Source organism: Streptomyces sp. NPDC006012 (genome assembly GCF_042871185.1).
In the GTDB taxonomy this organism is placed as follows: Bacteria; Actinomycetota; Actinomycetes; order Streptomycetales; family Streptomycetaceae; genus Streptomyces.
Genome location: NZ_JBIAIE010000010.1, coordinates 186,324 through 209,806 on the forward strand (window position 1 = coordinate 186,324; position 23,483 = coordinate 209,806).

Annotated in this window: 18 protein-coding genes; 5 read left to right on the plus strand and 13 right to left on the minus strand. The window is 73.1% G+C overall.

Features of this window, described 5'->3' with window-relative positions; translation table 11 throughout:
• Window positions 1–114 precede the first annotated feature (114 nt).
• Complete coding sequence (locus ACFYPJ_RS20010) at window positions 115–1,548, plus strand: molybdopterin-dependent oxidoreductase (RefSeq protein WP_389018588.1); 1,434 nt, start codon at window positions 115–117, stop codon at window positions 1,546–1,548.
• 2 nt (window positions 1,549–1,550) lie between these two features.
• A complete protein-coding gene (locus ACFYPJ_RS20015; RefSeq protein WP_389018591.1) occupies window positions 1,551–2,048 on the plus strand; it encodes a hypothetical protein in 498 nt (165 codons plus the stop codon).
• A gap of 108 nt (window positions 2,049–2,156) precedes the next feature.
• Here the strand turns inward: ACFYPJ_RS20015 and ACFYPJ_RS20020 are convergent, their stop codons facing one another.
• Both ACFYPJ_RS20020 and ACFYPJ_RS20025 read right to left on the minus strand, forming a co-directional pair.
• Window positions 2,157–2,750, minus strand: coding sequence for a YbhB/YbcL family Raf kinase inhibitor-like protein (locus tag ACFYPJ_RS20020; protein WP_389018593.1), 594 nt, complete (start codon window positions 2,748–2,750; stop codon window positions 2,157–2,159).
• Window positions 2,751–3,083: 333 nt separating this feature from the next.
• Window positions 3,084–4,136: an NAD-dependent epimerase/dehydratase family protein gene (locus ACFYPJ_RS20025; protein ID WP_389018596.1), complete on the minus strand. Its 1,053-nt coding sequence runs from the start codon at window positions 4,134–4,136 to the stop codon at window positions 3,084–3,086.
• A gap of 656 nt (window positions 4,137–4,792) precedes the next feature.
• On the opposite strand from ACFYPJ_RS20025, the gene ACFYPJ_RS20030 reads away from it, so the two are divergent.
• Window positions 4,793–5,401 carry a DUF2690 domain-containing protein gene (locus tag ACFYPJ_RS20030; RefSeq protein WP_389018599.1) on the plus strand — a complete coding sequence of 203 codons (609 nt, stop codon included), beginning with the start codon at window positions 4,793–4,795 and terminating at the stop codon, window positions 5,399–5,401.
• A gap of 75 nt (window positions 5,402–5,476) precedes the next feature.
• Here the strand turns inward: ACFYPJ_RS20030 and ACFYPJ_RS20035 are convergent, their stop codons facing one another.
• The 4 genes from ACFYPJ_RS20035 to ACFYPJ_RS20050 form a co-directional block, all read right to left on the minus strand.
• Window positions 5,477–7,168, minus strand: coding sequence for a dolichyl-phosphate-mannose--protein mannosyltransferase (locus ACFYPJ_RS20035; RefSeq protein ID WP_389018601.1), 1,692 nt, complete (start codon window positions 7,166–7,168; stop codon window positions 5,477–5,479).
• A gap of 191 nt (window positions 7,169–7,359) precedes the next feature.
• A complete protein-coding gene (locus tag ACFYPJ_RS20040; protein WP_389018604.1) occupies window positions 7,360–7,758 on the minus strand; it encodes a hypothetical protein in 399 nt (132 codons plus the stop codon).
• Between the two features lie 10 nt (window positions 7,759–7,768).
• Window positions 7,769–8,275 carry a SigE family RNA polymerase sigma factor gene (locus ACFYPJ_RS20045; RefSeq protein WP_389018606.1) on the minus strand — a complete coding sequence of 169 codons (507 nt, stop codon included), beginning with the start codon at window positions 8,273–8,275 and terminating at the stop codon, window positions 7,769–7,771.
• A 427-nt stretch (window positions 8,276–8,702) separates the two neighbouring features.
• Window positions 8,703–9,506 carry an MBL fold metallo-hydrolase gene (locus tag ACFYPJ_RS20050; RefSeq protein WP_389018609.1) on the minus strand — a complete coding sequence of 268 codons (804 nt, stop codon included), beginning with the start codon at window positions 9,504–9,506 and terminating at the stop codon, window positions 8,703–8,705.
• Between the two features lie 77 nt (window positions 9,507–9,583).
• Between ACFYPJ_RS20050 and ACFYPJ_RS20055 the strand changes: the two genes are divergently transcribed.
• Window positions 9,584–10,198 (plus strand): CGNR zinc finger domain-containing protein, encoded by a 615-nt coding sequence (locus ACFYPJ_RS20055; protein WP_389018612.1) that lies wholly within the window; start codon window positions 9,584–9,586, stop codon window positions 10,196–10,198.
• 254 nt (window positions 10,199–10,452) lie between these two features.
• Here ACFYPJ_RS20055 and ACFYPJ_RS20060 read toward each other — a convergent pair whose 3' ends face one another.
• Both ACFYPJ_RS20060 and ACFYPJ_RS20065 read right to left on the minus strand, forming a co-directional pair.
• Window positions 10,453–10,953 (minus strand): DinB family protein, encoded by a 501-nt coding sequence (locus ACFYPJ_RS20060; RefSeq protein ID WP_389018614.1) that lies wholly within the window; start codon window positions 10,951–10,953, stop codon window positions 10,453–10,455.
• Window positions 10,954–10,996: 43 nt separating this feature from the next.
• Entirely contained in the window at window positions 10,997–11,623 is a 627-nt protein-coding gene (locus tag ACFYPJ_RS20065; RefSeq protein WP_389018616.1) for a class I SAM-dependent methyltransferase, read from the minus strand.
• A gap of 89 nt (window positions 11,624–11,712) precedes the next feature.
• On the opposite strand from ACFYPJ_RS20065, the gene ACFYPJ_RS20070 reads away from it, so the two are divergent.
• A complete protein-coding gene (locus ACFYPJ_RS20070; protein ID WP_389018618.1) occupies window positions 11,713–12,318 on the plus strand; it encodes a helix-turn-helix domain-containing protein in 606 nt (201 codons plus the stop codon).
• Between the two features lie 377 nt (window positions 12,319–12,695).
• Here the strand turns inward: ACFYPJ_RS20070 and ACFYPJ_RS20075 are convergent, their stop codons facing one another.
• The 5 genes from ACFYPJ_RS20075 to ACFYPJ_RS20095 form a co-directional block, all read right to left on the minus strand.
• A complete protein-coding gene (locus ACFYPJ_RS20075) occupies window positions 12,696–13,469 on the minus strand; it encodes an SDR family NAD(P)-dependent oxidoreductase (RefSeq protein WP_389018621.1) in 774 nt (257 codons plus the stop codon).
• Window positions 13,442–14,083 (minus strand): 4'-phosphopantetheinyl transferase family protein, encoded by a 642-nt coding sequence (locus ACFYPJ_RS20080; protein ID WP_389018623.1) that lies wholly within the window; start codon window positions 14,081–14,083, stop codon window positions 13,442–13,444. The genes ACFYPJ_RS20075 and ACFYPJ_RS20080 overlap by 28 nt, the downstream gene beginning before the upstream one ends.
• A 41-nt stretch (window positions 14,084–14,124) precedes the next feature.
• Window positions 14,125–20,397, minus strand: a complete 6,273-nt coding sequence (locus tag ACFYPJ_RS20085) for an SDR family oxidoreductase (protein WP_389018626.1) — start codon at window positions 20,395–20,397, stop codon at window positions 14,125–14,127.
• Entirely contained in the window at window positions 20,394–21,800 is a 1,407-nt protein-coding gene (locus ACFYPJ_RS20090; protein WP_389018629.1) for an acyltransferase domain-containing protein, read from the minus strand. Before ACFYPJ_RS20090 ends, ACFYPJ_RS20085 begins: the two co-directional genes overlap by 4 nt.
• A gap of 861 nt (window positions 21,801–22,661) precedes the next feature.
• The gene (locus ACFYPJ_RS20095) at window positions 22,662–23,225 is read right to left on the minus strand and encodes an RICIN domain-containing protein (RefSeq protein WP_389018632.1); all 564 of its coding nucleotides are present in this window, start codon (window positions 23,223–23,225) and stop codon (window positions 22,662–22,664) included.
• Window positions 23,226–23,483: the final 258 nt, after the last annotated feature.

The window sequence follows — 23,483 nt, forward strand, 5'->3', positions numbered from 1 at the left end:
GACTCGATCCGTGTCAGGTTGTAGCTGACTTTCCGACAGGGCTCTGGACAGTCAGGACGACGCCGGTCCGGACCCGACGCCGAGCAGCGGGCCGGCGGTGGAAGGAGGCAGCCGATGGACAGCGGCGGACGGCCGCCGGTCCCGGGCTCCGGCGGGCCACAGCGCCCGACCCCGGACGAGGGCCGGGCGCGCGGGCTCGTCGAGCGTGCCCGTGCTGCCGCGACGGCGCGAGCCGGGAACGGAGCCGCCCGCCTCCGGGCCCTCAAGCGCCGGGCCGAGCGGATTCCGCCTCCCCCGGGGGCGTTCCGCCCCGGCTTCTGGCGCAGTCCCCTCCGCGGGCCGTGGCTGACGTCCGTGTTCGGCCTGGTCCTGCTGATCGGCATTCCGGTGCTGTTCGTCACGGGGATGCTCTCCTACGCCTCCTACAACCCCGGACTCGGCCGCATCAACGACCAGACCCCGGACAAGGGCCTGCTGGGCTTCTACCTCTTCCACTGGCCCACGCATCCGTACTGGCTCTACCGGCTGACCCAGGGCGTGCACGTGACGCTCGGCGTGGTCCTCGTGCCGGTGCTGCTGGCCAAGCTGTGGTCGGTGATCCCGAAGCTGTTCGAGTGGCCGCCGGTCCGCTCCGTCGCCCACGGGCTGGAGCGGCTGTCCCTGCTCATGCTGGTCGGCGGCGCGATCTTCGAATTCGTCACCGGCATCCTCAACATCCAGCTCTACTACGTCTTCCCCGGTTCCTTCTACACCCTGCACTTCTACGGCGCCTGGGTGTTCATCGCCGCCTTCCTCGTCCATGTGTGCCTCAGGCTCGGCCGGATGACCCGCGCCCTGCGCTCCCGCGGCCTGGCCGCCGAACTGCGCACCGACCTCGCCCACACCCGGCCCGAGCCCCCCGATCCCGACGGTCTGGTCCCGGTCGCGCCCGCGCCGCCGACGATGACCCGGCGCGGTGCGCTGGCCATGGTGGGAGGCGGGTCGCTGCTCCTGCTCGCGGTCACCGCGGGGCAGAGCATCGGCGGCTGGCTGCGCTACACCGCGCTGCTCGCACCGCACAACCGCACTCCTGGCAGCGGCCCGAACGGCTTTCAGATCAACAAGACGGCCGCGTCCGTCGGCGTCACCCCCGCGCACGTCGGCCCCGACTGGCGGCTGGAGATCCACGGCCCCGGTCCGACGCGCGTCTTCACCCGCGCGCAGCTTCTCGCCCTGTCCCAGCACACCGCCGCACTGCCGATCGCCTGCGTGGAGGGATGGTCCACCTCCGACCAGCACTGGAGCGGCCTGCGGCTGACCGACCTCGCGGCCATGGCCGGAAGCCCCGGAGCCGGAAGCGTCCTGGTGGAGTCCGTCCAACCACCCGGCCCCTACAGCTCGGTTCTTCTGCGGGGCAACCAGATCCACGACCCGCGCTCGCTGCTCGCCCTGCACGTCAACGGCGCGGACCTCTCGCTCGATCACGGTTTCCCGGCCCGCGTCATCGTCCCGGCCAACCCCGGAGTGAACAACACCAAGTGGGTGCACCGGCTCACCTTCAGGATCTGACCATGGCACGCTTCGTCCGCTGGTACGGCTCCGGCCCCCTCCACCTCCTCGCCCTGATCGCCTCGTTCGCCATCGCCGGCTACGCCATGGTGCGGCTGTTCGCCGTCCGTCCCCTCGAAGTCGCGATCTGGCTCGTCGGCGCGGCGATCCTGCACGACCTGATCCTGCTGCCTCTGTACTCCCTCGCCGACCAGTCGGCCGGCTCCGTCCTCCGGCACCGGGCCGCTCCCGAACCGCGGGTGCCCTGGGCCAACTACCTGCGCGTCCCCGGCTTCCTCTCCGGCCTGCTCCTGCTGGTCTGGTTCCCGCTCGTCTTCAACCTGTCGGTCCCGTACCCCGGTGCCACCCGGCTGTCCGCAGAGGTCTATCTGGGCCGGTGGCTGGCCATCACCGCTGTCCTCTTCGTCGCCTCGGCGCTTGCCTTCGCCGCCAAGCTCCGCCGGGTCCGCAAAGCCGCCCACGCCGACGAGGGACGACCCGCGCCGGGCGCCGCACCGTGAGGGCCGGAGCACCGGACGACCGGCGTCCGCGTTCCGGTCAGACCGCCCGAGGCCGTCGGCCGCCCTGCCGCCGGGCGAGGAGGCCGATTCCACCCGTGTGAACCGCCGCTACGGTCCTTTCCGTGTGTAGGGGGCGACCAGCACCGCGGTGGCATCGGCGTGGCTGCGTAGTTCCTTGAGGATCTGGCTCGGCGAGGTGTCCCGGCCGAAGGACGCGGGCAGCGGAGTGCGGAGCGCGTACAGCGTGAGCTGGTACCGGTGCGTCTGACCGGCGGGCGGGCAGGGGCCGTCATACGTCGCCTCGCCGAGGTCGTTCAGGAGTTCCCTGGCACCGGGCGTCAGGGTGTGGGCCTTCGTTCCCGACGCCGTCGCGGGCAGGCCGACCTGCAGCCAGTGGATCTTGTGGTTGTCCAGGTCGACCATGGACAGGGCCAGCTCGGCGGTCCCGACGGGGACGTTCTTGAACGTGAGCGCGGGGGAGTAGTCGTGGGGGCTGTCACAGGTCATCAGGGAGAGGAACGCGCCCGAGGCGTCGAAACCCTGGCCCCGGCCGAGGGCGAAGGGACCGGTGGGCACCGCCGTGGCCCGGGAGACCGCGGACGGCGACTGGGCGGACGTGGACGGCGAGGACGACGAGCACGCGGTGGTCGTCAGCGGCGCGACCAGGGCAAGCGCGCCTGAGACAAGGAATCGGTGCTTCATACCGGAACCGTATGACGGGCGGAAGTCACCGGCTGCTCGTGAGGGTCTTCCGGCTCCGTGCCCCGTCGGTCCTCCGACGAAGACACCGGCCGGGCGGCACGCACCGGAAAGGCGCGTACGACGCTGTCGAACGGCGGCCGGATGCCCTTGACGGCGTTCCGCCGGGTACGGCCATCAGGGTGCCCTGCCGGACGGCGGCGCGAGGACACGGCCGGGGCCGCTCCGGTTGTCGCCCGCCGGTGACGATGCGGCAGGCGGCAGGCGGGAGGGGAGGCCGGGCCCGCCGTCGGTGCCGTTGCTGCCGTCCATCATGAGCAGGCAGGTGACGGCGTGTCATCCGGCGCGCAACGGCGCCACCGCGAACTCCGCCATCCCCTCCGCGAAGCCGACCCGCGCCTTCCAGCCCAGCTCGTCGCGCAGCCGCTCGGAGGAAGCGGTGATGTGCCGGACGTCGCCGAGCCGGAAGTCACCGGTCACGACCGGCGCCGGCCCGCCGCACGCCACGGCGAGGACCGCCGCCATCTCTCCCACCGTGTGCGGCTCGCCGCTGCCCACGTTGTACGCCCGAAAGCCGCCGCCCGGTAGACCGTCCACCCTGGTCAGGGCCACCACGTTGGCCTCGGCGACATCCCGGACGTGGACGAAGTCCCGCCGCTGCCGCCCGTCCTCGAACACCCGCGGCGACTCGCCACGCGCGAGTGCGGAGCGGAACAGGGACGCGACACCGGCGTACGGGGTGTCGCGCGGCATCCCCGGTCCGTAGACATTGTGGTACCGCAGCGCCACGACCCGTCCGCCGGCCGCCCGTGCCCACGCGGCGCCGAGGTGTTCCTGGGTGAGCTTGGTGGCCGCGTACACATTGCGCGGGTCGAGAGGCGCGTCCTCCTCGACCAGCCCCGGGGCGAGCGGTTCGCCACACCGGGGGCAGGGCGGTTCGAAGCGGCCCGCCGACAGGTCGTCCACCTGACGCGGTCCCGGCCGCACCACACCGTGGCGCGGGCATGCGTAGCGCCCTTCGCCGTACACCACCATCGAACTCGCCAGCACCAGGCGGCCCACCCCGGCGTCGGCCATGCCGGCCAGCAGCACTGCGGTGCCGAGGTCGTTGCAGCTGACGTAGTCGGGCGCGTCGGCGAAGTGTTTCCCGAGCCCCACCATCGCGGCCTGATGGCATACGGCGTCGACGCCACGCAGGGCATCGGCGACGGCCCGCGCGTCGCGGACGTCCGCATGCCGCCAGTCCACCCCTTCGGGGATCGCCGGGGCAGCGCGGTGCGCGGCGGGCAGCAGGGCGTCGAGCACACGTACCTCGTGCCCGGCGCCGGTGAGGGCGGTGACCATGTGCGAACCGATGAAGCCCGCACCTCCCGTGACCAGGATCAGCATGGTGACGACCGTAAGTCCCGTCCGGGCGCCCGCGGACAGGCCTCGCCGGAACGTCACGGGTACGTAAGGCGGATGGATTCCGGCCAGGTGCTGCCCCGCCGCGGGCGTCCTCGCCGGCAGAGCGCGGACCGAGCCCGGACCGGAGCCCGGAGCGCAGCTCAGCCCGGAGCCCGGACCGGAGTGGTGACCGAGGCGTGGGCCGGAGGGCCGACCGGTGTGCGAAACCAGGGCGCGGCCGGGCACGCTGGCCGTGCCGCGGGGCCGTCGGTGGGGCCGACCGTGCACGGACGGTGCGGGACGGCGCGCGACGGATCGGGATGGCGCGGTCATCGGCGGGCGTCAGGTCGGCGGACGGTGCTCGTGCCGGTGCCGGCTGAATCCCCGCACGGCGAGCAGCAGCGCGGTGACCGTGGGCACCCCCACCAGCGTGAGCAGCCAGGTGCGGGGATAGTCCAGCGGCAGGACCGAGGGGTTGGGCCGGGGCCCGGACGCAGCAGCACCGGCAGGGCCACGGCCGTCAGCGCACCCGCGACCAGCAGCGCCCCACGGACGGGCCCGCGCACGCCACCGCGCACCAGGGCCAGCCCGGCGAGCAGACATGGGCGTTGCTACGGCACGTGGAACAGACGACCCAGGCAGGAAGGACCGGTGCATTGGTGTACTCCGCGGCTCGCTGGCGAAAGCTGCCCCGGGATCTCCCCGCCGCCTGCTCCCGTCTCGTCACCGGTCTGCGCGACCTGAAGGACGGCAGCGGCCTGACCCTCACCGAACTGCCGCGAGCGACAGCCATCAGCAAGTCGGGGCGGCCCGTGGGTACGGCGGTCGGCGTCTTCCTGGCGTGTGCGGCGATGGTGACGCCGGCCGCCGTCATCCACGCCTCTCGCTCCGCCGCCGCCGGGACGGTCACCCGCCCGCCGGTCTGTCAGTTGCGGTCCTGCGAAGGCAGGAACCCACGCACGACGGCGTGCGAGGACCCCGTCACCACGGCCTCCCACACGGCAGCCGACGGCACCCGGCTCGAAATCCGGCTCAGCCCCAGCTGCCGGGCCGGATGGATCCGCGCCCGGCCCACACACCCCGGCTTCCGCATCGAGATCACCGGCCCTGACGCACGTCCCCAGAGCGCCGTCGACGCAGCACGGCCGGCCGCCGAGGACATGACGACGACGACCATGATCGCCGCCCCCCACCCTGCGGACCTGCACGCGTGCTACCACCCCTCCCTCGGGCATGCTGACAGGGAGTGCTTCGACAGCACCGGCTGACCGCGCGGTGAACGCGCCCCACGACGCCCGCCGGCACCAGCCGGGAGCGGGGCCGCGCAAGCCGTGCGGCCGCAGTCAGATCCACGTGTCGAGCCACATCCTGTCGCGCCAGTCGGCGTACGGGATCGTCTGCCCGCTGTAGACCGGGAAGAAATAGATGAAGTTCCAGGCGATGAGCAGGACGAGTACGCCTGCGGCCACCGTGCCTGGTACGCGGCGCCTGGCAGGCGATCCCGGCGGACCCAGCAGAGCGCCCAGCATCATCGTCACGGCCAGGCTCAGGTAGGGCACGAAGACGACCGCGTAGAAGGAGAAGATCGTGCGGTCCTGGTAGAGGAACCAGGGCAGCCAACCGGCACCCACCGCGCACAGGACGGCGCCCGAGCGCCAGTCGCGGCGCAGTGCCCACCGGTAGAGCAGGTACACGAGTGCGCAGCAAGCCGACCACCACAACAGCGGTGTTCCCAGGGCGAGGACGGTCTGTGAGCAGGCGGCCGTCGTCCGGCAGCCGTCCGCCCCGGGCGCGGGCGACACGTAGTGGAACAGCACAGGGCGGCCGAGGACCAGCCAACTCCACGGGTTCGACTCGTATGTGTGGGGGGTGTGCAGCCCCACATTGAACTGGTACACCCCGTACTCGTAGTGCCACAGGCTGCGAAGCGGCGCCGGGATCCACGACCAGGCGCTGTCGCGGCCGTCCGCCCAGTGGCGTCCGTAGCCCTTGTCGGACAGGAACCAGCCGGTCCATGTCGCGAGATACGTCACCACCGCGACCGGCACGAGGGACAGCACCGACCAGCCGAGGTCCTTGCGCAGCACCGCGCGCCAGGGGCGGTGCGCCCCCGCCACGCGGCGGGAACCGACGTCCCACAACAAGGTGAGGACCACGAAGAAGGCGAGGAAGTACAGGCCGTTCCACTTGGTTGCGGCCGCCAGTCCCAGGAAGAGGCCGGCTGCGATCCGCCAGGGGCGCACTCCGGTCCCGGCACGCTCCCCGGTGTGTCTGTCCGGGCGTACCCGGCCGTCCTCGTCCACCGGCAGGGCCGCCGCGAGCCGGGCCCGCGCCCCGTCCCGGTCGATGAGCAGACATCCGAACGCCGCCAGTACGAAGAACATGACGACCAGGTCGAGCAGGGCGGTGCGGCTCATCACGAAGTGCAGGCCGTCCACCGCCAACAGGGCTCCGGCCAGGCAGCCCAGCAGGGTCGAACGGAACAGCCGGCGTCCTGTCCGGCACAGCATCAGCACCGACAACGTGCCGAGGACGGCCGTCATGAAGCGCCAGCCGAACGGGCTGAGTCCGAACAACCCCTCGCCGAGGGCGATCACCCACTTGCCCGTCGGCGGGTGCGCGACGAAGGCCCCGGTGTCGGAGAGCGGGATCACCTGGGGATGGGCCAGGATCTGCGGGTCGGAGATCCTGCGGTCCGGCCAGGTGCTCTCGTAGCCGAGTCGCAGCAAGGACCAGGCGTCCTTGGCGTAGTACGTCTCGTCGAACATGACCGCCCGCGGGCTGCTCAGATGCCAGAAGCGGGCAAGCCCGGCGAGGAGTGTCACCACGAGCGGCCCGCCCCATCCCGACCAGCGCGCCGGCCGGAGTGCCGCCGCCGGGGACAGCCCGAGCATGCGCCACACCTGTGATCCGGATTCGGGAAACGGCTCGACCAGGCGGTCGCGTACGGACGTACGCGGGCGTTCGACGTGCCCGAACCGGCGCAGCCTCTGCTCCCAGGAGCCCGGCTGACCAATCCCCGCCTTCCGCGGCATGCCGACAGACGGGGACCCCTTCTCTTGGATCACGTGGAGAGCTTTCTACTCGTGGGGACCAGGACGAGCGGGCGACCAGGGCGAGCGCCGAACGGGGATCAACTGCCCGACGGACGGTGACGCGTTGAGCGCTCACACCGGATCGGGCAGCCCGTACGCGTCCGGACCGCCTGAACCTGGCAAGGCGCCGCCTAGGTGGTTGAGGTCCCTGTCGGTACCGGGACCGACTCGGGCGTCGGAGGACGGCACGGCATCGGTACGGGGCCGGTGGCGGACGCGCAGGCCGGCACCGGAACCTCTCGGGCGGTGGAGGCGGGGCGGGCCGTCGAGGGCATCGGGACCGCGGCCGAGGTGACGGGGCGGGGCTGAGGGCCATTGGGCCCGCCCCGGGCCAAGGAGCCCGGCAGGACCACCAGTCCGACTGCGAGTCCGACGACGGTCAGTGCGGAGCCGGTGGCCAGCCAGGTCGCCCGGGCCCGGCGGCGGGCGCGAATGCCGGCCCGCAGGCGGTATCGGTGCCGGTCCTCGTAGGGGGTTTCCTCCCGGCTGTCACGCAGCAGTCGTGCCAGCTCCTGCTCGAAGTGATCCATGACTCCTTCTTCACTCGACCGGCTCGACGGCCTCGGGCAGAAGCTGCCGCAACCGTGCGACGCCGCGTGCCGTGAGCGAACGGGCGGTCCCCACCGGACACCCCAGCGCTTGTGCGACCTGCCCTTCGGGCAGGTCCTGGTAGTAGCGCAGCACCACCGCGGCCCGCTGTCGCGCCGGCAGCAACGCCAGCATGGCTTCCAGCCGGGTCCGTTCGTCCACTGTGGCGGTCTCGTCCGCCACCTCCGGCGGGTCGGGCAACTGATCCACTGGGTGCTCGCCCCACCAGCGCCGCCGCGCCGAACGCGCCGCGGCACGGGCCAGAACTCTGCGCACATACGCCTCGGGTGCTTGTCCGGCCACCTTCGGCCAGGCGAACCACAGCTTGACGAGCGCTTCTTGCAGCAGATCCTCGGCCCGGTGCCGGTCTCCGCCGGTGAGCAGCCGCGCGAGATGAAGCAATGCCGACCACCGAGCCGCCACGAACCGGTCGAACTCGTCGGCCCGCAACTGCCCCATCAGCGTGGACCCTTACCCTCCCTGCCGAGCACGTCGGCCTCTTCCCCAGCCGCGCGGGCCGCGCGGCGGCATGCCTCATCGGCTTCCTGCGCCGCCGCCCGACCGCGGACACGCCCCTACACCCTTGATAAAGGCACTGGGCCCCACCCCGCTATGCACCCCCGCCCTGTGGTGTGGCTCACATGCCTCGGCATCGGTATCGGCCACGGCGGCGGCCCGACGCCGCACAGATCGGCAGACAGCCCGGGGACCGTCTCGGTGATGTCCGTCGAGCGGTCGGCGTGGCAGACCACCGGGGGCGGCAGGTGGCCTGCCGCCGCTATGCGCAGCTTCCCGCCCGGCAGGTTGATCCGGGTTCCGGACGGGCAGCGCGCTCCGACCCGTGGCAGGCCCTCCGCCCGCCGAAACCACCTTGCAGGTGCAGAGGTCAGTCCTGCCGGCCCCAGTCCAGGCGCTCGGCCAGACCGGCGGCGGTGAAAGCGGCTTCCAACTCGTCGTGGCCTTCGCTGAAATGGGCCCAGCTGTCGTAGTGGACGGGGACCACGCGGCGGGCGCCGAGGATGCGGGCCGCCTCGGCGGCCTGGGTGCTGTCCAGGACGAGCAGCCGGTTGTCGAAGAGGACAGGGAAGCGGGGGGCGCCGGCAAAGAGCAGGGCGGTGTCGACGGGTGCGAAGCGGCCGGCGATCTCCCGGACCACGTCCAGGGAGGCGTTGTCGCCGCTGGCGTAGACCGTGGGCAGGTTCTCGCCGGTCAGTACGAAGCCGACGACCTGGCCGGTGACGGGCTCGACCGCCTCTCGGGAGCCGGGGCCGTGGACGGCGGGGACACCGGTCACGGTGACCGTGCCGCCGTCGGGGCCCTCCAGTTCGACGGATTCCCAGTCGGTCAGGCCCTTGACCTGTTCCTTCAGGGTTTCGCTCAGGCGTTCACCGCCGCCCGGCGTGGTCAGGGTGAGGGGGACGTCGGCGAGCAGGGCCCGGCCGGAGGTGTCGAGGTTGTCGGCATGCTCGTCGTGCGAGAGCAGGACCACGTCGATACGGCCCAGGTCCGCGGGGGTGCAGGCGGAGGGGGCGGTCTTGGTCAGGCGCGGGCGGCCGGGCCCGCCGTAGTCGCCGGGGCCGTCGAACGTCGGATCGGTCAGGAATCGCAGGCCGCCGTACTCGAAGAGGGCGGTGGGCCCACCCAGGGCACGGACAGGGAACCGTTTGGCCGTTGCCGGGAGAGAAGACACGAAACACCTCACGGAAGAATTCCATTGAACCGTGAGGTGACCGTAGTCGTTTCTCACGGATGAGTGCAAGCCGTACCATGAGGAATGTGGAGGAACCCGGGAAGGAGCCCGCGATCGAACAGCCCCGCCTGCCGCCCGCGCAGGGCGAGGAAGCGCATCTCTCGCTCGCCCTTGTCAACAGCGCGATCGCGCTGCCGGGCGGGCACCTGGTCGATCTTCTGGGCACGCCCGCGGAGGCCAACCGCTGGTTGACGGAACGCGGACTCGCGCCGGTCGACGCGGGCATGCGGGAGATGTGCGCGACACAACTGCGCTCACTGCGAGAGCAGATCAGGTCATTGTTCGCCTCCCGTGCCGAGGCCGTGCCCGCCCTGCCCGCCGCGGTCAGGGCCGTCAACGACGCGATGGCCCGTGTCCCCACCACCCCACTGCTGCACTGGGACGACAAGACCGGCCCTTACCGCGCGGCCCCCCACCCGACCACCGCGATCGTGGACCATGCACTGGCCGTCCTCGCCGCGGACGCCGCCGACCTGCTCACCGGCCCCGACGCGGACCGCCTCACTGCCTGCGGCTCGGTCCCCTGCAATCGCTACCTGCTCCGTTACGGCCGCAGGCACTGGTGCTCGGTCCGCTGCGGCGACCGGGCCCGTGCCGCCCGCGCCTACGCCCGCCGCACCACCTCCCCGTGACGCTGTTCGCCCCTCCCGGGCGGTCGGCCGGTTTCGTCGCGGCCTCCGCGCTCGGCGGTGCGGCGACCAACGGCTCGGCGAGGAGGCCGCCGGTCCCCTCGACCGACCCTCACGGGGCGGTCGGCCGGCCTACCGCCTCCGACCCGGATCCCCGGCCGTCGCCGACTGCGCCGCCCGTCTGCCGAGCCCCTCGCCTCGCCCGGCGGTGAAGGCGTCGCACCGGTGGTGAAGGCGTCCCCGGCGGTGAAAGCGGATCAGCGGCCGGTCGAACCGTCGGCCAGTTCGCGGAGGATGTCCGCGTGACCCGCGTGCCGGCCGGTCTCCTCGATCATGTGGGTCAGTGCCCAGCGGACGCTGGGAGCGGGGCGCCCCGGACGCGGCCGGGGGACCGGTGCGCCGAGATCGGTGCACCGGTCGAGGACACCGTTCGCGCGCGCGACCGCCTCTCGGTAGCGGGCCACGACATCGGCCACGCTGTCCGCCGGTGCCGCCCGGAACGTGGCCGGCCAGTCGGTGACGTCGTCCCCGAGGAACAACGAGCGCTCGACGAACGTCAGGTGGTTGAGCAAGCCGAGCAGGTTCGTGCCCGACGGCACCGCGGCCGTACGGACCTGCGGCTCGGGAGCACCGTCGACCTTCGCGGCGATCGAGGTACGGAGGTAGTCGAGGAATCCGCGCAGGACCGCGGTCTCGCTGCTGCCGGTCCGGGGTGGCGGGGTGTCGCCGCGGCGGTCGCGGCGTGTGGTGCTGGGCAACGGTGGTCGCCTTCCTTCGTCGGGGGTGGCGCAAACCGCCAGGTCAGGTGGTACGGCGGAGGAGGAGGACATGGTCGGTGACCTGGGCGGTGCGCCCGCCCGGCCCGGTCGCGATCCGGCGGGGTGCGTCGGCCCGCTCCACCGTCCACGTCTCCGGGGCCAGATCGATTCCGGCGGCGACTTCCTGCGGGCTCGGAAAGTGGGTTCCGGCATCCTGCTGCCACGACCACGGCGCGGTCGAGCCGTGGTCGACGACCAGCAGCCGCCCGCCCGGGCGCAGCGCGTGCGCGGCCGCCCGCAGGACGGCTGCCCGGTCCAGGTCACAGGGGGTGTGCAGGTAGTGCGCGCAGACCAGGTCGAACCCGCCGGGCGGGAAGGACTCGTGCAGGTCGCGCTGCACGGCGATGACACGGTCGCCCAGGCCGTGCGAGTCGGCGAGGGCGGTGAGCCGCTCGACCGCCACGGCCGCGATGTCGACGGCGGTGACCTGCCAGCCCCGGCCGGCGAGCCACAGGGCGTCCCCGCCGTCACCGCATCCGAGGTCCAACGCGGCACCGGGCGGCAGACCCGTCACCGTCTCGGTGAGGCGGGCATTCGGCTGCGGGTCGTCGGCCGCCGGCCGGGCCGCGTAGACGCCGTTCCAGAACGCGACCGCATCGGTGGTGCTCATCATGACTCCTTGTCGTCGGCGGGCGCCCAGTCTCGCCAGGCGCACCACGCCCTGGCACGAAAACTTGCGGTAACGGCAAGATGGGTCCCATGGACCCAAGGACGGACGACTCCGTGCTCGACGCGGTGGGGCCGCGACTGCGTGCGCTGCGCCGGGACCGCGGCATCACCCTCGCCGACCTCGCGGCGACGACCGGGGTGTCGGAGAGCACCCTGTCCCGACTGGAGAGCGGACAGCGCCGGCCGAGTCTGGAACTGCTGCTGCCGCTGGCCCGGATCTACGACGTTCCGCTGGACGACCTCGTCGGTGCCCCGCGCACCGGCGACCCCCGCATCCACCTCAAGCCGATCAGACGGCACGGAATGACCTTCGTACCCCTGTCCCGGCGGCCGGGCGGAGTGCACGCCTTCAAGATGATCATCCCCGCCCGGCCGGAACCGCTCGAACCCACCCCGCAGACCCACGAGGGCTTCGAATGGCTCTACGTGCTCAACGGGCGGCTGCGGCTCGTGACCGGCGAGCGCGACCTGACCCTGCCGCCCGGCGAGGCCGCCGAGTTCGACACGTCCTTGCCGCACTGGCTGGGCAGTGCCGACGGTGGAGCGGTCGAACTCCTCATCCTGTTCGGCCTGCAAGGGTTGCGTGCGCACGTCCGCACCGACCTCGATCGCCCGGCCCGGGCGGAGCCCCGGTGACGACCGCAGAGCATGATTCCGCCGTCGCGTCAGCGGCGGCCCCACCGGGATGCCGGAGCAGCAGGGCCAGGCGAACGATCAAGCGCCGAACTGTCCCGGCTGTCCCGGCTGACCTCGGCGATGCCCTCGCCTTTTCCGGTCCCGGACGGCGCCGGCTTCATCCCGGCCGGATCGCGCATGGCGACGGCGGCGTGACATGTACCGGTGCCTGAACACGCCCGACGCAGGGGCCGACCGCTTCAGCACAGGGACTCGCCCGCCCGTGCCGCGGTCCCCGGCCGGGCATGGGCTGGACCGCTCCGCGGCGGCTCGGTGAGAGCAACGGGTCGGCGAGGGCGGCGACTCGGCCGTCGTCGATGCTCTCCGTGGGGAGGTGTTCACCCGGTGGTGCCTCCGTCGACGGGGATGCACGCGCCTGTGATGCCGGAGCCGGCGTGGGAGGCGAGGAGCAGGACGGCGGCGGCGACTTCCTCGGGCCGGGTGAGACGGCCGGTGGCGGTGCGGCCGGTGAAGTGGCGGATCAGGCCGGGGTAGTCGGTGCCGAGGACGCGCGCGGCCCGGGGCCCCTGTTCGGTGAACCAGTCGGTCTCGACGGCACCGGGACACACGCAGTTGGCGGTGACACCGTACGGGCCCGCCTCTTTGGCCAGGACCCGGGTGAATCCGATCAGCGCGTGCTTGGCGGCGGCGTAGGCGCACAGGCCGGGGTCCGGGTCGCGGCCCTCCATGGAGGAGATGTTGATGACGCGGCCGAAGCGCTGCGGGACCAGGTGGGTCAGGGCGCGGCGGGTGGTGTAGAGGGCGGAGTCGAGGTTGAGGGCGAGGGTGTGGTGCCAGGTGTCGTCGGTGATGTCGGCGACGGTGGCGAAGTCGCTGGCGCCGCCGACGTTGTTGACGACGATGTCGAGGTGCCCGTAGCGGGCCACGGTCTCGTCGACCGCGCGCTCCGCGTCGGCCCGGTCGGTGGCGTCGGCGACGCACAGGGTGACGTCGTCTCCGGCGTCGAGCCGGGCGAGTGCCGCGCGGCCGCTGTCCTTCGAGCGGCCGGTGATGACGAGCCGGGCGCCATGGGCGTGGAGGGTGTGGGCGATGGCCAGGCCGATGCCCCGGGTCGCTCCGGTGATCAGTGCGGTCCTGCCGGTGAGGTCCATGGGCTCTCCCGTCGTGGGCTGGATGGCGGGTGGTGGACGGCGAGGGTGACGGTGTGCGGTGTGCCGGGGAGGTTCAGGGGCAGCAACTGCCAGCCGAGGGGGGCCCGGTCGTGGCCGAGCCGGGCCAGGGCGGGCCGGGGGCACAGGGCGATCTCCACGTCGACGAGGGCACGCAGCAGGGGCCAGCCCAGGGCCTTGGCAACGGCCTCTTTGGCCGTCCACAGGGTCAGGAAGTCCTCCTTGCGTGCGGTCGCGGGCCGGTCGGCCAGCGCGGCGCGCTCGTCCGGGCGGAGGGCGTAGTGCAGCAGGGCCGGTGGCGGGAGGGACGCCAGGTGCTCGATGTCGATGCCGATCCGGGTTCCGCCCCACGGCGTGGCGATGAGCGCGGCCACGGTGACGGGGCCGCTGTGGGCGGCGGTGAGGCACAGGGGCGGCAGGTTCTGTGCCGGTGCGAGCGCGGGGCGGCCGGACGGGTCACGGACGACGGTGACGGTGTCGGGCGGTCGGGCGTGCCGTACCGCGACGGCGTGACGCAGCAGGGCCCGGCCGGGCAAGGGCGGCCCGTACGGGCCGATGTGCCACCAGAGGTCGACCGGGCCTGCTGCGGAGGTCACCCGGCGATGGCCGGCGTCGGCGGGTGCGTGGGCCGGCGGCGTCATGCGCCGACGGCCTGGTCGTGGCGGCCGGAGGCCGGCCCTGCCGGTGTGGCTGGTCCTGCGGGTGTGACCGCTGGGTGGGGGCGGGCCGGGACGTGGGCGAGGACGGTGGCGCGCATGCCGCAGATCTGGGCGATGACGCGGCCGTCCTCGGTGCTGGCGGTGCTGGTGGCGGTGGCGGGGGAATGCTGGAGCCGCAGCCCGGCGGGGTGGGCGCGGACGAGGTCGTGGTCGTCGCCGTGTTCGTACAGGGTGATGCGTTCGATGTGGTGGGGGACGGCGACGGCGTGTTGTCCGTCCGGGGTGGGTTGGAGGGCGGGGGTGCGGGCGAGGCTGTCGAGGAGGACGGCCGGGGTGGACAGCCGGGGCAGCGCGGACAACTGCGGCGGCCCGGGACGCCAGTGGGCGGTGGTGCCGGTACCGGTGGTGCGGCACCGGTCGGTGGCGCGGAAGGCACCGGTGAGCAGGACCGGGGAGGCGGCGTCGTAGTACGGGTCGCCGACCGGGCGGTGGGCTGCGGTGAGCGGGCCGTACGGCTCGGGCAGCGGGACCGGCCCGCCCAGCCGGACCGTGGCGCGGAAGTGCTCCCGGTCGCGCGACAGGACGCGCCCGTCGGGGGTGACGACGTCGGAGCGGATGCTCACGCTGACCGCACAGGCCGTCCTGGAACCGCGGCGGCGGGCCGCCACGCGGTACCGGGCGGGTCTGCCGTCGCCGCGGGCGCGGACCCAGGTGCGGAAGGAGAGTGCGTCGACGGCGCGTGGCGCCAGCCCGGGAGCCAGGGTACGGGCCGCCTGGACCGCGATGTCGGCCAGCAGCACACCGGGCACGGTGGGTTTGCCGTCCACCAGGTGGTCGCGCAGGAAGCCGTGGGCGTCCAGGTCGAGGACCAGGTCCCAGACGGCGTGGTCGGCCTGGCGGGTGGCGGGCCTGTCGAGCAGCCCGGCCGGGGTGGCTTCGCCGGGCGGTGCGACCGCGGTGGTTTTTCCGGGTGGTTGGGGCGGCGCGGGTTCGCTGGGTGGCCGGGCCGGGAGGCAGTGATCGGTGCGACGGGACGTGCGTGCAGGGTCGTCCGGGTGGAGCCGGCCGGGGTTCCCGGTGGAGCGCAGACCGGGGAACAGGGTGTCGAAGGAACGGTGCTCCGCGTCGCCGACGAAGGTGACGAGCCTGTGGTCCCCGCCCTCGCCGGCGGTGCGGCGGCGCAGTTCGGCAAGGAAGTGGGTGACTCCCTCGACGGTGGTCATGCGGGACAGCCGTGCGGTGCGGGCGGTGTGCGACTGGACGACGGCTCCGGATCCGAGGCCTGTCTCGTCCCAGATGGTCCAGGCGATGGTGAATTCGCCGTCGGTACCGACCTGGGCGGCGGCGGAAAGGAAGTCGTTGGCGGGGGAGTAGTCGCTCTCGCCGGGCAGGCCGGCGATACCGGTGACGGAGCCGAAGTTGCACCACAGGCGCGGGGCGAGGGTGCCGGTGAACGCGGCGCGCAGATGGTGGTAGCCGGACAGTTTGACGTCGCGGATGCGGCGCATGCCGGGCAGCGTCTTGCGGGTGATGTCGCCGGGGTGGTGGAGTCCCGCGCCGTTGACGAGGAGATCGACGTGGCCTTCCCGGGCACGGACGGCGCCGGCCAGGGCGTGCACCGCGTCCGCGTCCGTGACGTCGCAGGTGTGGAAGTGGACCTGCCCGGCGCCGCACGCCTCGCGCAGGGCCCGTAGTGTCAGGGCGGACTCACGGGCGTGCAGGAGGCGGTCGAAGGCGGCGCTGATCTCGCCCACCGGCCGCTGTGGCGTGCGGGTGCGCTGGTCGGTGATGTAGCGGGCGCGGGCTGCGGGCAGTTCCTGGCCGGGGGTGTGCAGCAGGTCGTCCGGCAGGTCGTCGGGGCGGCTCGACCCGACGAGGTGCACCCGCAGGGGCACGTGACGTGCCAGGCCGAGCAGACAGGCGGCGGTGATGCCGCGGGCGCCGCCGGTGGCCACGACCACCGCGCCCGGGGCGAGCGGCAGGGGTCCGCCGTCCGCGAACGGGCCGTTCTCGGTGAGACGCTGGACGAAACGGGTGGCGCCGCGGTGTCGGACCACGGGCAACCCGTCGGCCGCGCGGGCGAGTTCGTCCTCCAGGGCGGCCAGTACGGTCTCGGGCCGGGTGTTGTCACTGACCACTGCGCGCACGGTGGAGCCGCTCAGCTCCCAGGCCAGGGACTTGACGAAGCCGGTGAACAGATGGGCATGCGGGGCGGCCTCTTCCCCGAGGTACGGTGCCGTCACGCCGACGGCGACGGTGCCGCCCCCGGCGATCCGGTCGCGCAGTCGGCGGACCGCCCAGAACGCCGCCTCCTGCACGGCCAGTACGCCGGCGGGAGGCGGGGCGGGCCAGACGGGTGCGGAGTGCAGGTCGGCGACGACTCGCAGGTGCCGGAACCCTTCCGGGCTGTCGCGCAGGATGCGGTCGACGGCCTCCTGCGGATCCTGGTCCCCGTCGACGGCGACCAGGCGGCAGTGGGCGCAGGCGTCGACCAGGGGGCGCAGGCTGCTCGCGTACCGGGAGCCGGCGATGACCAGGGTGCGGGCCGGCAGCGGCCGAGCCACGGTGCCGCAGGGTCCGGCGGCCTCCCAGCTGAGGGTGTGCCGCCGGGTGACCGGAGCGGGGGTGCCTTCGGCGGGACGGGCCGGATCCGTGGTCGTCGGACCGGTGGACGTCACAGCAGTGGATGCTGTTCCCGTGGTCGTGGGATCGGTGGTCGCCGGACTCGGGGCCGTTGCATGCGCCACCGTCGCGTCGGGGGCCGTCGCCTCCGGGAGCGTCGGCGCCGGAGCGGTCGTCGTGGGGACCGGGGCATCGGTGACGAGGTGCCGCAGGACGGCTATCAGGTCGTCGGCTCCCCGGTAGCTCCACCCGTCCGGTGCGCCGCGCTCGGCCGGCAGCCGGGCCAGCAGGGTGCCGAGATCGGCGAGGTGCGGCCAGCCGCGGGCGCGGGCGACGGAGGCGCGGGTGAGCACGAGGGCGAAGGCCCCCTCGGCCGGCTCGCGGGATTCGCCGATGTCGTGCAGGCGGATGGACGGGGGGCCGGCGGCGCCGTTGACGCCCAGGACCAGGGCCAACTCCAGCTCCCCGCGCCGTAGATGGGCGGCGGCGGCCCTGAGAGCGCTGCGGCCCGAGGTGAGCCCGCTGTCGAGGGCCATCGTGGGGCCGTGCAGGTCGTGCAGGGCGGCGACCCGGGCGGGAATCACGTTCGGCATCAGGCCGGCCAGGGTGTCCTCCCCGCACCGGGTACGCTCGCGCACCGCGTCGAGGAACGCCGAGGTGGCCCTGCGCAGTTCGGCACGGTCGAGTCCGCGCGGGGCCGGACGCTCGGCTGCCGCGGCCAGCGAGGCGGCGTGGCAGCGGACGGTCAGGTCGGGCGACGCGGCGGGGACACCGGTGTGGGCGGCGAAGACCCCGCAGGTCTCCCGCAGTTCCTCCCACCAGGGCGCGGCGTTCGGCGGGACGAGGGCGGAGACGGCCTGCAGCGCCATCAGCTGGGCCCGGTCGACGGCCGCCGCGGTGCGCGCGGGGACGGGTACCTCGGCGAAGGACGGGAGCGGGTAGCGGGCGCCGAACGAGCGTCGTGCCGCGGGGGTTCGCCCGTCGGCCAGACGGCGGGCGACGTCCGCCGTGTCCGGGTTCCCGGGCAGGTGGGCCGACCAGGCCACGACGACCACCGGGTCGTCCTCGACGGGGGCGGGCAGGGAAGCCGGCGCGGTCTCGCCGGGCCGGGGGGCGTCCTGGATCAGGAGATGGCCGTTGGTCCCGCCGAACCCGAACGCCGACACCCCCACCGTCCGTGGCCGGCCGGCCGGGCGCGGCCAGGGCACCGGCTCGGTCGGCACCCGCAGCGGTGGCGCGTCGTCGGGGCAGCGGTAGGGGATCTGCGGCGGGATCGTGGAGTGCGCCATGCCCTGCAGGGCATGGACGACCGAGACCGCACCGGCCGCCCATCCGGTGTGGCCGAACACCGACTTGTTCGACGTGGCCCAGGCGTGGGGCAACTGGCCCGACAGCACGCCGCGTTCGACCCGGTCGCCGACCGGGGTGCCGGTGGCGTGGGCGATCACCCAGTCGATCTGCTCCGGTGGGACGCCGGACACGGCGCGGGCGCGGGCCAGCGCCCGCTGCTGACCGGTGGCGTTGGGGGCGTGCACGGCCCGGCCGCGCCCGTCGGACGCCGCGCCGAAACCGGCCAGCACCCCGAGGACCTGATCACCGTCGGCCCGGGCGTCGGCCAGCCGTTTGAGGGCGACGAACGCCGCCCCGTCGGCGAACAGCACCCCGTCCGCGCGCGCGTCGAAAGCACGGACCGCTCCCGCACGGCTCAGCCCGCGCAACTGGGAGAACAACACGCTGTAGCGCGGTCCCAGGGAGAACACCCCGCCGCACAGAGCGAGGTCAGACTCCCCGTCCAGGAGGGCGCGGGCGCCCAGGTCGATGGCGTACAGCGAGGAGGAGCAGGCGGTGTCGACGACCTGCACCGGAACCGGCGTCGGCAGCAGCGACGTGACGGCGGCACGCAGAGCAGCCGGCGGCAGGTGTCGGGCGGTCGTTCCCGCGTGCGGGTGCGCGGACCGCAGCCAACGGACGAGCAGCGCCCGCAGTGCCTCGGGGTCCTCGGGCGCGCTCGGGCCCCAGTGCTCCGCGATGCCGTCGGCGGCGGCCTCGACGAGCAGGCTCTCCTCCACATGCTGCGATCCCTCGGCCCAGGCACCGGTGAAGCACGCGGTGCGGACGCCCGCACCGGATGCCAGGCGCGGGGCGTCGCACTGGACAAGCGCGGTGCGCGTCCAGGCGGTGAGAAAGTCCGGCTCGGCGTCCGCTGCGGTGTCCGACGTGGGGCGGACGTAGCCGGCTACCCGGCTGTAGGTGCGGTCCGCGACGTCCTCGGACGACCAGAAGTGCTCCAGGGAGAACCGCCCGCCCGGTTCGCCGAACTGCGGTACGCCTTCCAACAGCCGTTGCCAGAGCGCCTCCGGTCCGTCGGCGCCCGGAGCCACCAGGCCCATGCCCACCACGGCCACCGTGCGTGCCAGCGACCGCTCCCTGCCGTCACCGCCGACCCTGGCCGCGGCGCGGGCCGCGACCGGCTCGGTGTCGTCACTGCCCACTACCGCTGCCGCTCCGGCCGTTCCGTGACGGCCGACGGGTGCCGGGGCGGCGGAGGGTTCGGGCCGCGGGGCGGCCACGGCGGCCGGGACGCCGGTGCTGCCGAGGGTCGGCATGTCGGCGGACGCGGCAGGCCGGGCGGGAGCCGGGGCCGGGCCGTCGGCGGGTGGCGGCTCGGCGGGGGAGGGAAGCGGTAGGGGAGGGTCGGCAGGCGGGTTCCCGGCCGGAGCGGACGGCCACGCGGCCGCCGTCTCGGCCGGTCGGGGAGACGGGGTGGTAGGTGCGGCACCGGTCCGTGACGGAGGCGGAGAGGCCGGGGCGATGGGCGCCGCGAAGGGGCGCGGGGTGAGCATGGCGCGGCCCACGGACAGTCCGCCGTCGGCCAGCAGGCACTGTCCGGAGATCCAACGGGCCTGTGGAGAGGCGAGGAAGGCCACCAGCCGGGCAAGATCGTCCTCATGGCCCACCCCGCCGAGCGGGGCGGCCGCGGCGCAGGTCGCCCGCAGAGCGTCCGCATCGGGGAACAGTGTGGCCGTGGAATTGTCCAGCAGCCCCGCGGAGGCGGTGTTCACCCGGATCCCCAGCGGTCCGAGGTCGGCGGCCAGATACCGGGTCATCGCCTCCAGAGCCGCCTTGCAGACCCCCACCAACAGGTAGTTGTCCATGGCCAGCCCGGCGCCGATGGACGAGACGTTCACGATGGCACCGCCGCCGCGCGCGGCCATCAGCGGTGCTGCCTCCAGCGCACACCAGCGGGCTCCGTGGACGTTGGTGTCCAGCGCCCGCTGCCAATCGGAGTCGGTGAGGTCGTCGAAGCGGGTGAACACGCCCCGCGCGGCGTTGTTGACCACGATGTCCACGCCGCCGTGCCGGTCCGCCAGCGCCGCGAACATCGCGGTCACCTGGTCGTGCTTGGCGATACTGGCCCGCAGCGCCTCCGCCCGGCCCCCGGCCCAACGGATCGCGGCGACAGTCTCGTCGGCGGCCTGCGGCGAGTGGAAGAAGTTCACCACTACGAGGGCGCCGTGCCGGGCCAGTTCGCGGCTGATCGCCGCCCCGACGCCCTTGCCGCCCCCGGTCACCAGGGCGATCTTTCCGCTCAGGTCCCGTGCCGCGGGCACGTCGGGCCGGCCGCTCACGCCGGCACCCCCGCGCGCGTGGCGTGTGCGGGCAGAGCGGCAAGGAGCCCGGCCAGCGCGTCCAGGGTGGTGTAGCTGGTCAGGCGGGAGCCGTCCGGAGGCAGGGTACGTCCGAAACGGGCCGCGGCCTGGGCGAAGAGTTCGGTCTGTTTGATCGAGTCCACTCCCAGATCCGCTTCCAGATCGGCGTGGTCGGTCAGGACTTCGGGCGGGTAGCCCAGGGCGCTTGCGTACAGGGTCCGCAGGGCGGCCACGAGAGACCGGCGGTCCGGGAGCGGCTCCGTACCCGACGAGGGTTCTTCGGTCGCGCTGCGGACAACTGTGGTCGCGGTCGCTGTCCCGCCTGCGGCGGACGCATCACGCGTGCGCGCCGTACGATCGTGCGCCGCGCCGGCGCGGGCCCGGCCGGGCCGGTGAACCGGGACCGTCGGGTTAGCGGACGTCAGGCCGGTCAGGGCGTCGGCCAGTTCGGGGCCGTCGACCCGGCGTCGCAGTGGCGCGATCACCCGTACGCCCGGCACTGTCGCCGTCACCAGGTCGCTGAGCACGCCGCGGGGTCCGCACTCCACGAACACCTCCACGCCCTGTGCGTGCAGCAGACGGACGGCGCTCGTGAACCGTGTGGGACGCACCAGGTGGGCGGCGACCAGGTCCGCCACTGCGTCCGTGTCGTCGACTCTTCGTCCAAGGATCGCCGAGTGCAGCAGGTACCGTGCCGGCCTTGCCTGCAACGAGGCCGCACGGCGGGTGAAGTCGCCCGCCACGGCGGCGAGTATGCGGTGATGGAAGGCGTACGGGACCCGCAGCGAGGTCGTTCTGATGCCTATCGCCTCGGCGGCTTGCCGTACCCGGCCCAGGGGTTCGGCGGGGCCGGACACCACACACTGGCGGGGGCTGTTGTCCGCGGCCAGGGTCACCTCCCACTCACCCAGGCCCACCAGCAGTCCTTCGGCCCGGGAGGCCGACACGTCCAGGGCCAGCATGCCGCCGGGTTCCGGCGGGCAGGCGGCGAACGCCTCGTCGCGGGCGGCGACCAGCGCCATGCCCTCTTCCAGCCCGTACACGCCGGCCGCGGTCAGGGCCACCAACTCGCCGAAACTGTGTCCCAGCAGCACGTCCGGACGCAGTCCATGGCGCTCCGTCAGCAGCCGGAAGATCACCGTCTCGGCGGCGAACAGAGCCGTGTGCAGGTCCGCGGGTGCTTCGTCCACCAGCTCGGACAAGGCCGGCGCCCCCTCGTCGAGGAGAAAACGGGAGGGAGCGTTCCGCCCCAGTCGGACGGCGGCGCTGTCCAGAAGCCGCAGCGTCTCCTCGACCAGCGGTTCATCGGCGGCGAGCCGGGTGAGGACAGCGGGCAGGTAGGCCCCCTGCCCGGGGAACACGACAGCGCAGCGCTCGGCCACAGCAACTCCTCCACACAGAGCGACACCGGAAGAACGAAGAATTCCGCGAAGGCCCGTACCGTCCGTGCTGCGCGGGCAGCGTCCGGCGGCGCGGGAGCCGGAAAGGCGAGACGACGGCACCGCCGGCGGCCCTCGCCCTTGGGGGCGCCGCACCGGCCCCGTTCAGGGGCGGACAGCGGGGCGTGTGCAAGAGAACGCCGTGTGACAGCCGGCACCAGAACCAGGACGAGGCCCAGATCCAGGGCCGGGACAACAACCAGGACGAAGAAGCGGACGAGAGCCAGAACAGAAACCGGTAGCCAGAGCAGAAACCGGCACCCGAACCGGAACCGGCAAAGGGAACCTGAACCGGAACAGGTAAAGAGAACCGGAACCGAGAAAGGAGACCAGAACCGGAAAAGGAAACCAGGGCGAACGCCCACCCCCCATGCACACGCATACTCAGCATCCCGCCGTGAATGCCCGCAGTCATCACCCACACGGGTGACCAGGGGGTGGCGGGAACCAGAATTCGTCAGCCTAATGCGCGGGGTTGGCCCCGTCCGCTACGCCCGGGCGCTCCCAGGCAGCCGAATGCGCTTCTTCGCGACGGAAGAGGCGGCCGTGCCGCCCCGACGCCCTCGCTTCAACTGCGCCGAGCCGGTGTTCTCGTGTCGCGAGATGTCCTGGTGTTCCCGTGTCGTCGGGGTGTTGCGGCGGTCCGTCGAGTCCCTGAGACGGGGCGCGGCCGGCGTACGGTGGGGGGCGGGCCGTGGCGGGCCGGGCCGGCCACGGCCGTTGTCATCGAGCGGGTACGCCTGTGGGCGCTCGCTCGCTACCGGTGACTGCTGCCTGACGGCGTGGACCGAAAGGCAAGGAGTGTCAGCCGGTGACGGTTTCCCAGACGGGGAGCCAGACGTCGTTGGGGGCTCCCCCTGCGGTACAGGTGTACTGGATCAGGCGGTTGCCCTGGCCGACGCCTCCCCTGACGTTGAGGCACTTGTTGCTGGATCTGGCGACGACCTGGTAACCGATGCCCTTGGACACGAACTTCCACTGCTCGTTCTCGGCGGTGCCGCAGGTGTACTGGATGATGTCGGTGTCGTTCTCGTTGCCTCCGCCCTTGACGTTGAGGCACTTGCCGCTGTGTACCGCGCGGAAGCGGTAGTAGCCGCCCGAGACCGCCTCGGGTTCCCAGCGCTCGTTGTCCGTCCTGGACAGCGGCCACTGGATGACGCGGGCGCCGTTCTCCTGCGAACCACCGCTGACGTTGGCCACCTGGCCGGGGTCGGAGGCCAGGCGGAGGGTGACCCGCTGGACCTGGACGGACGTGGACGAGAGCGCCGGCGAAGGCTGGGCGGTGGCCGAGACATGGGAGCCGAGCACCAGTCCCGCGCCGGCCGCAGCGGCGCCGAGGGCCACGGTCCACCGCTTACGTGCCGTCATGGCGAATCCTTTCCGAGAAGGATGAGGGCACAGCCCCCAGAACGAGCGACAGCAAAGAGTAATTAGCCCCTTACGTAAAGTGGTGATCTCTGTGGTTTCGGCCATACGCACTGAGCTGGTTTGGCGCACCGATGCACATGGGTAGCCGCGCCGGTGTGTCGGCCGACAATGGGTCGGAGGACGGGGCCCGCGTGTCTCGACGGCTGGTGGAAACTGGCCGGTTCACGAGATGGAGAATCGTTCCTTCCTGGCTGGGCG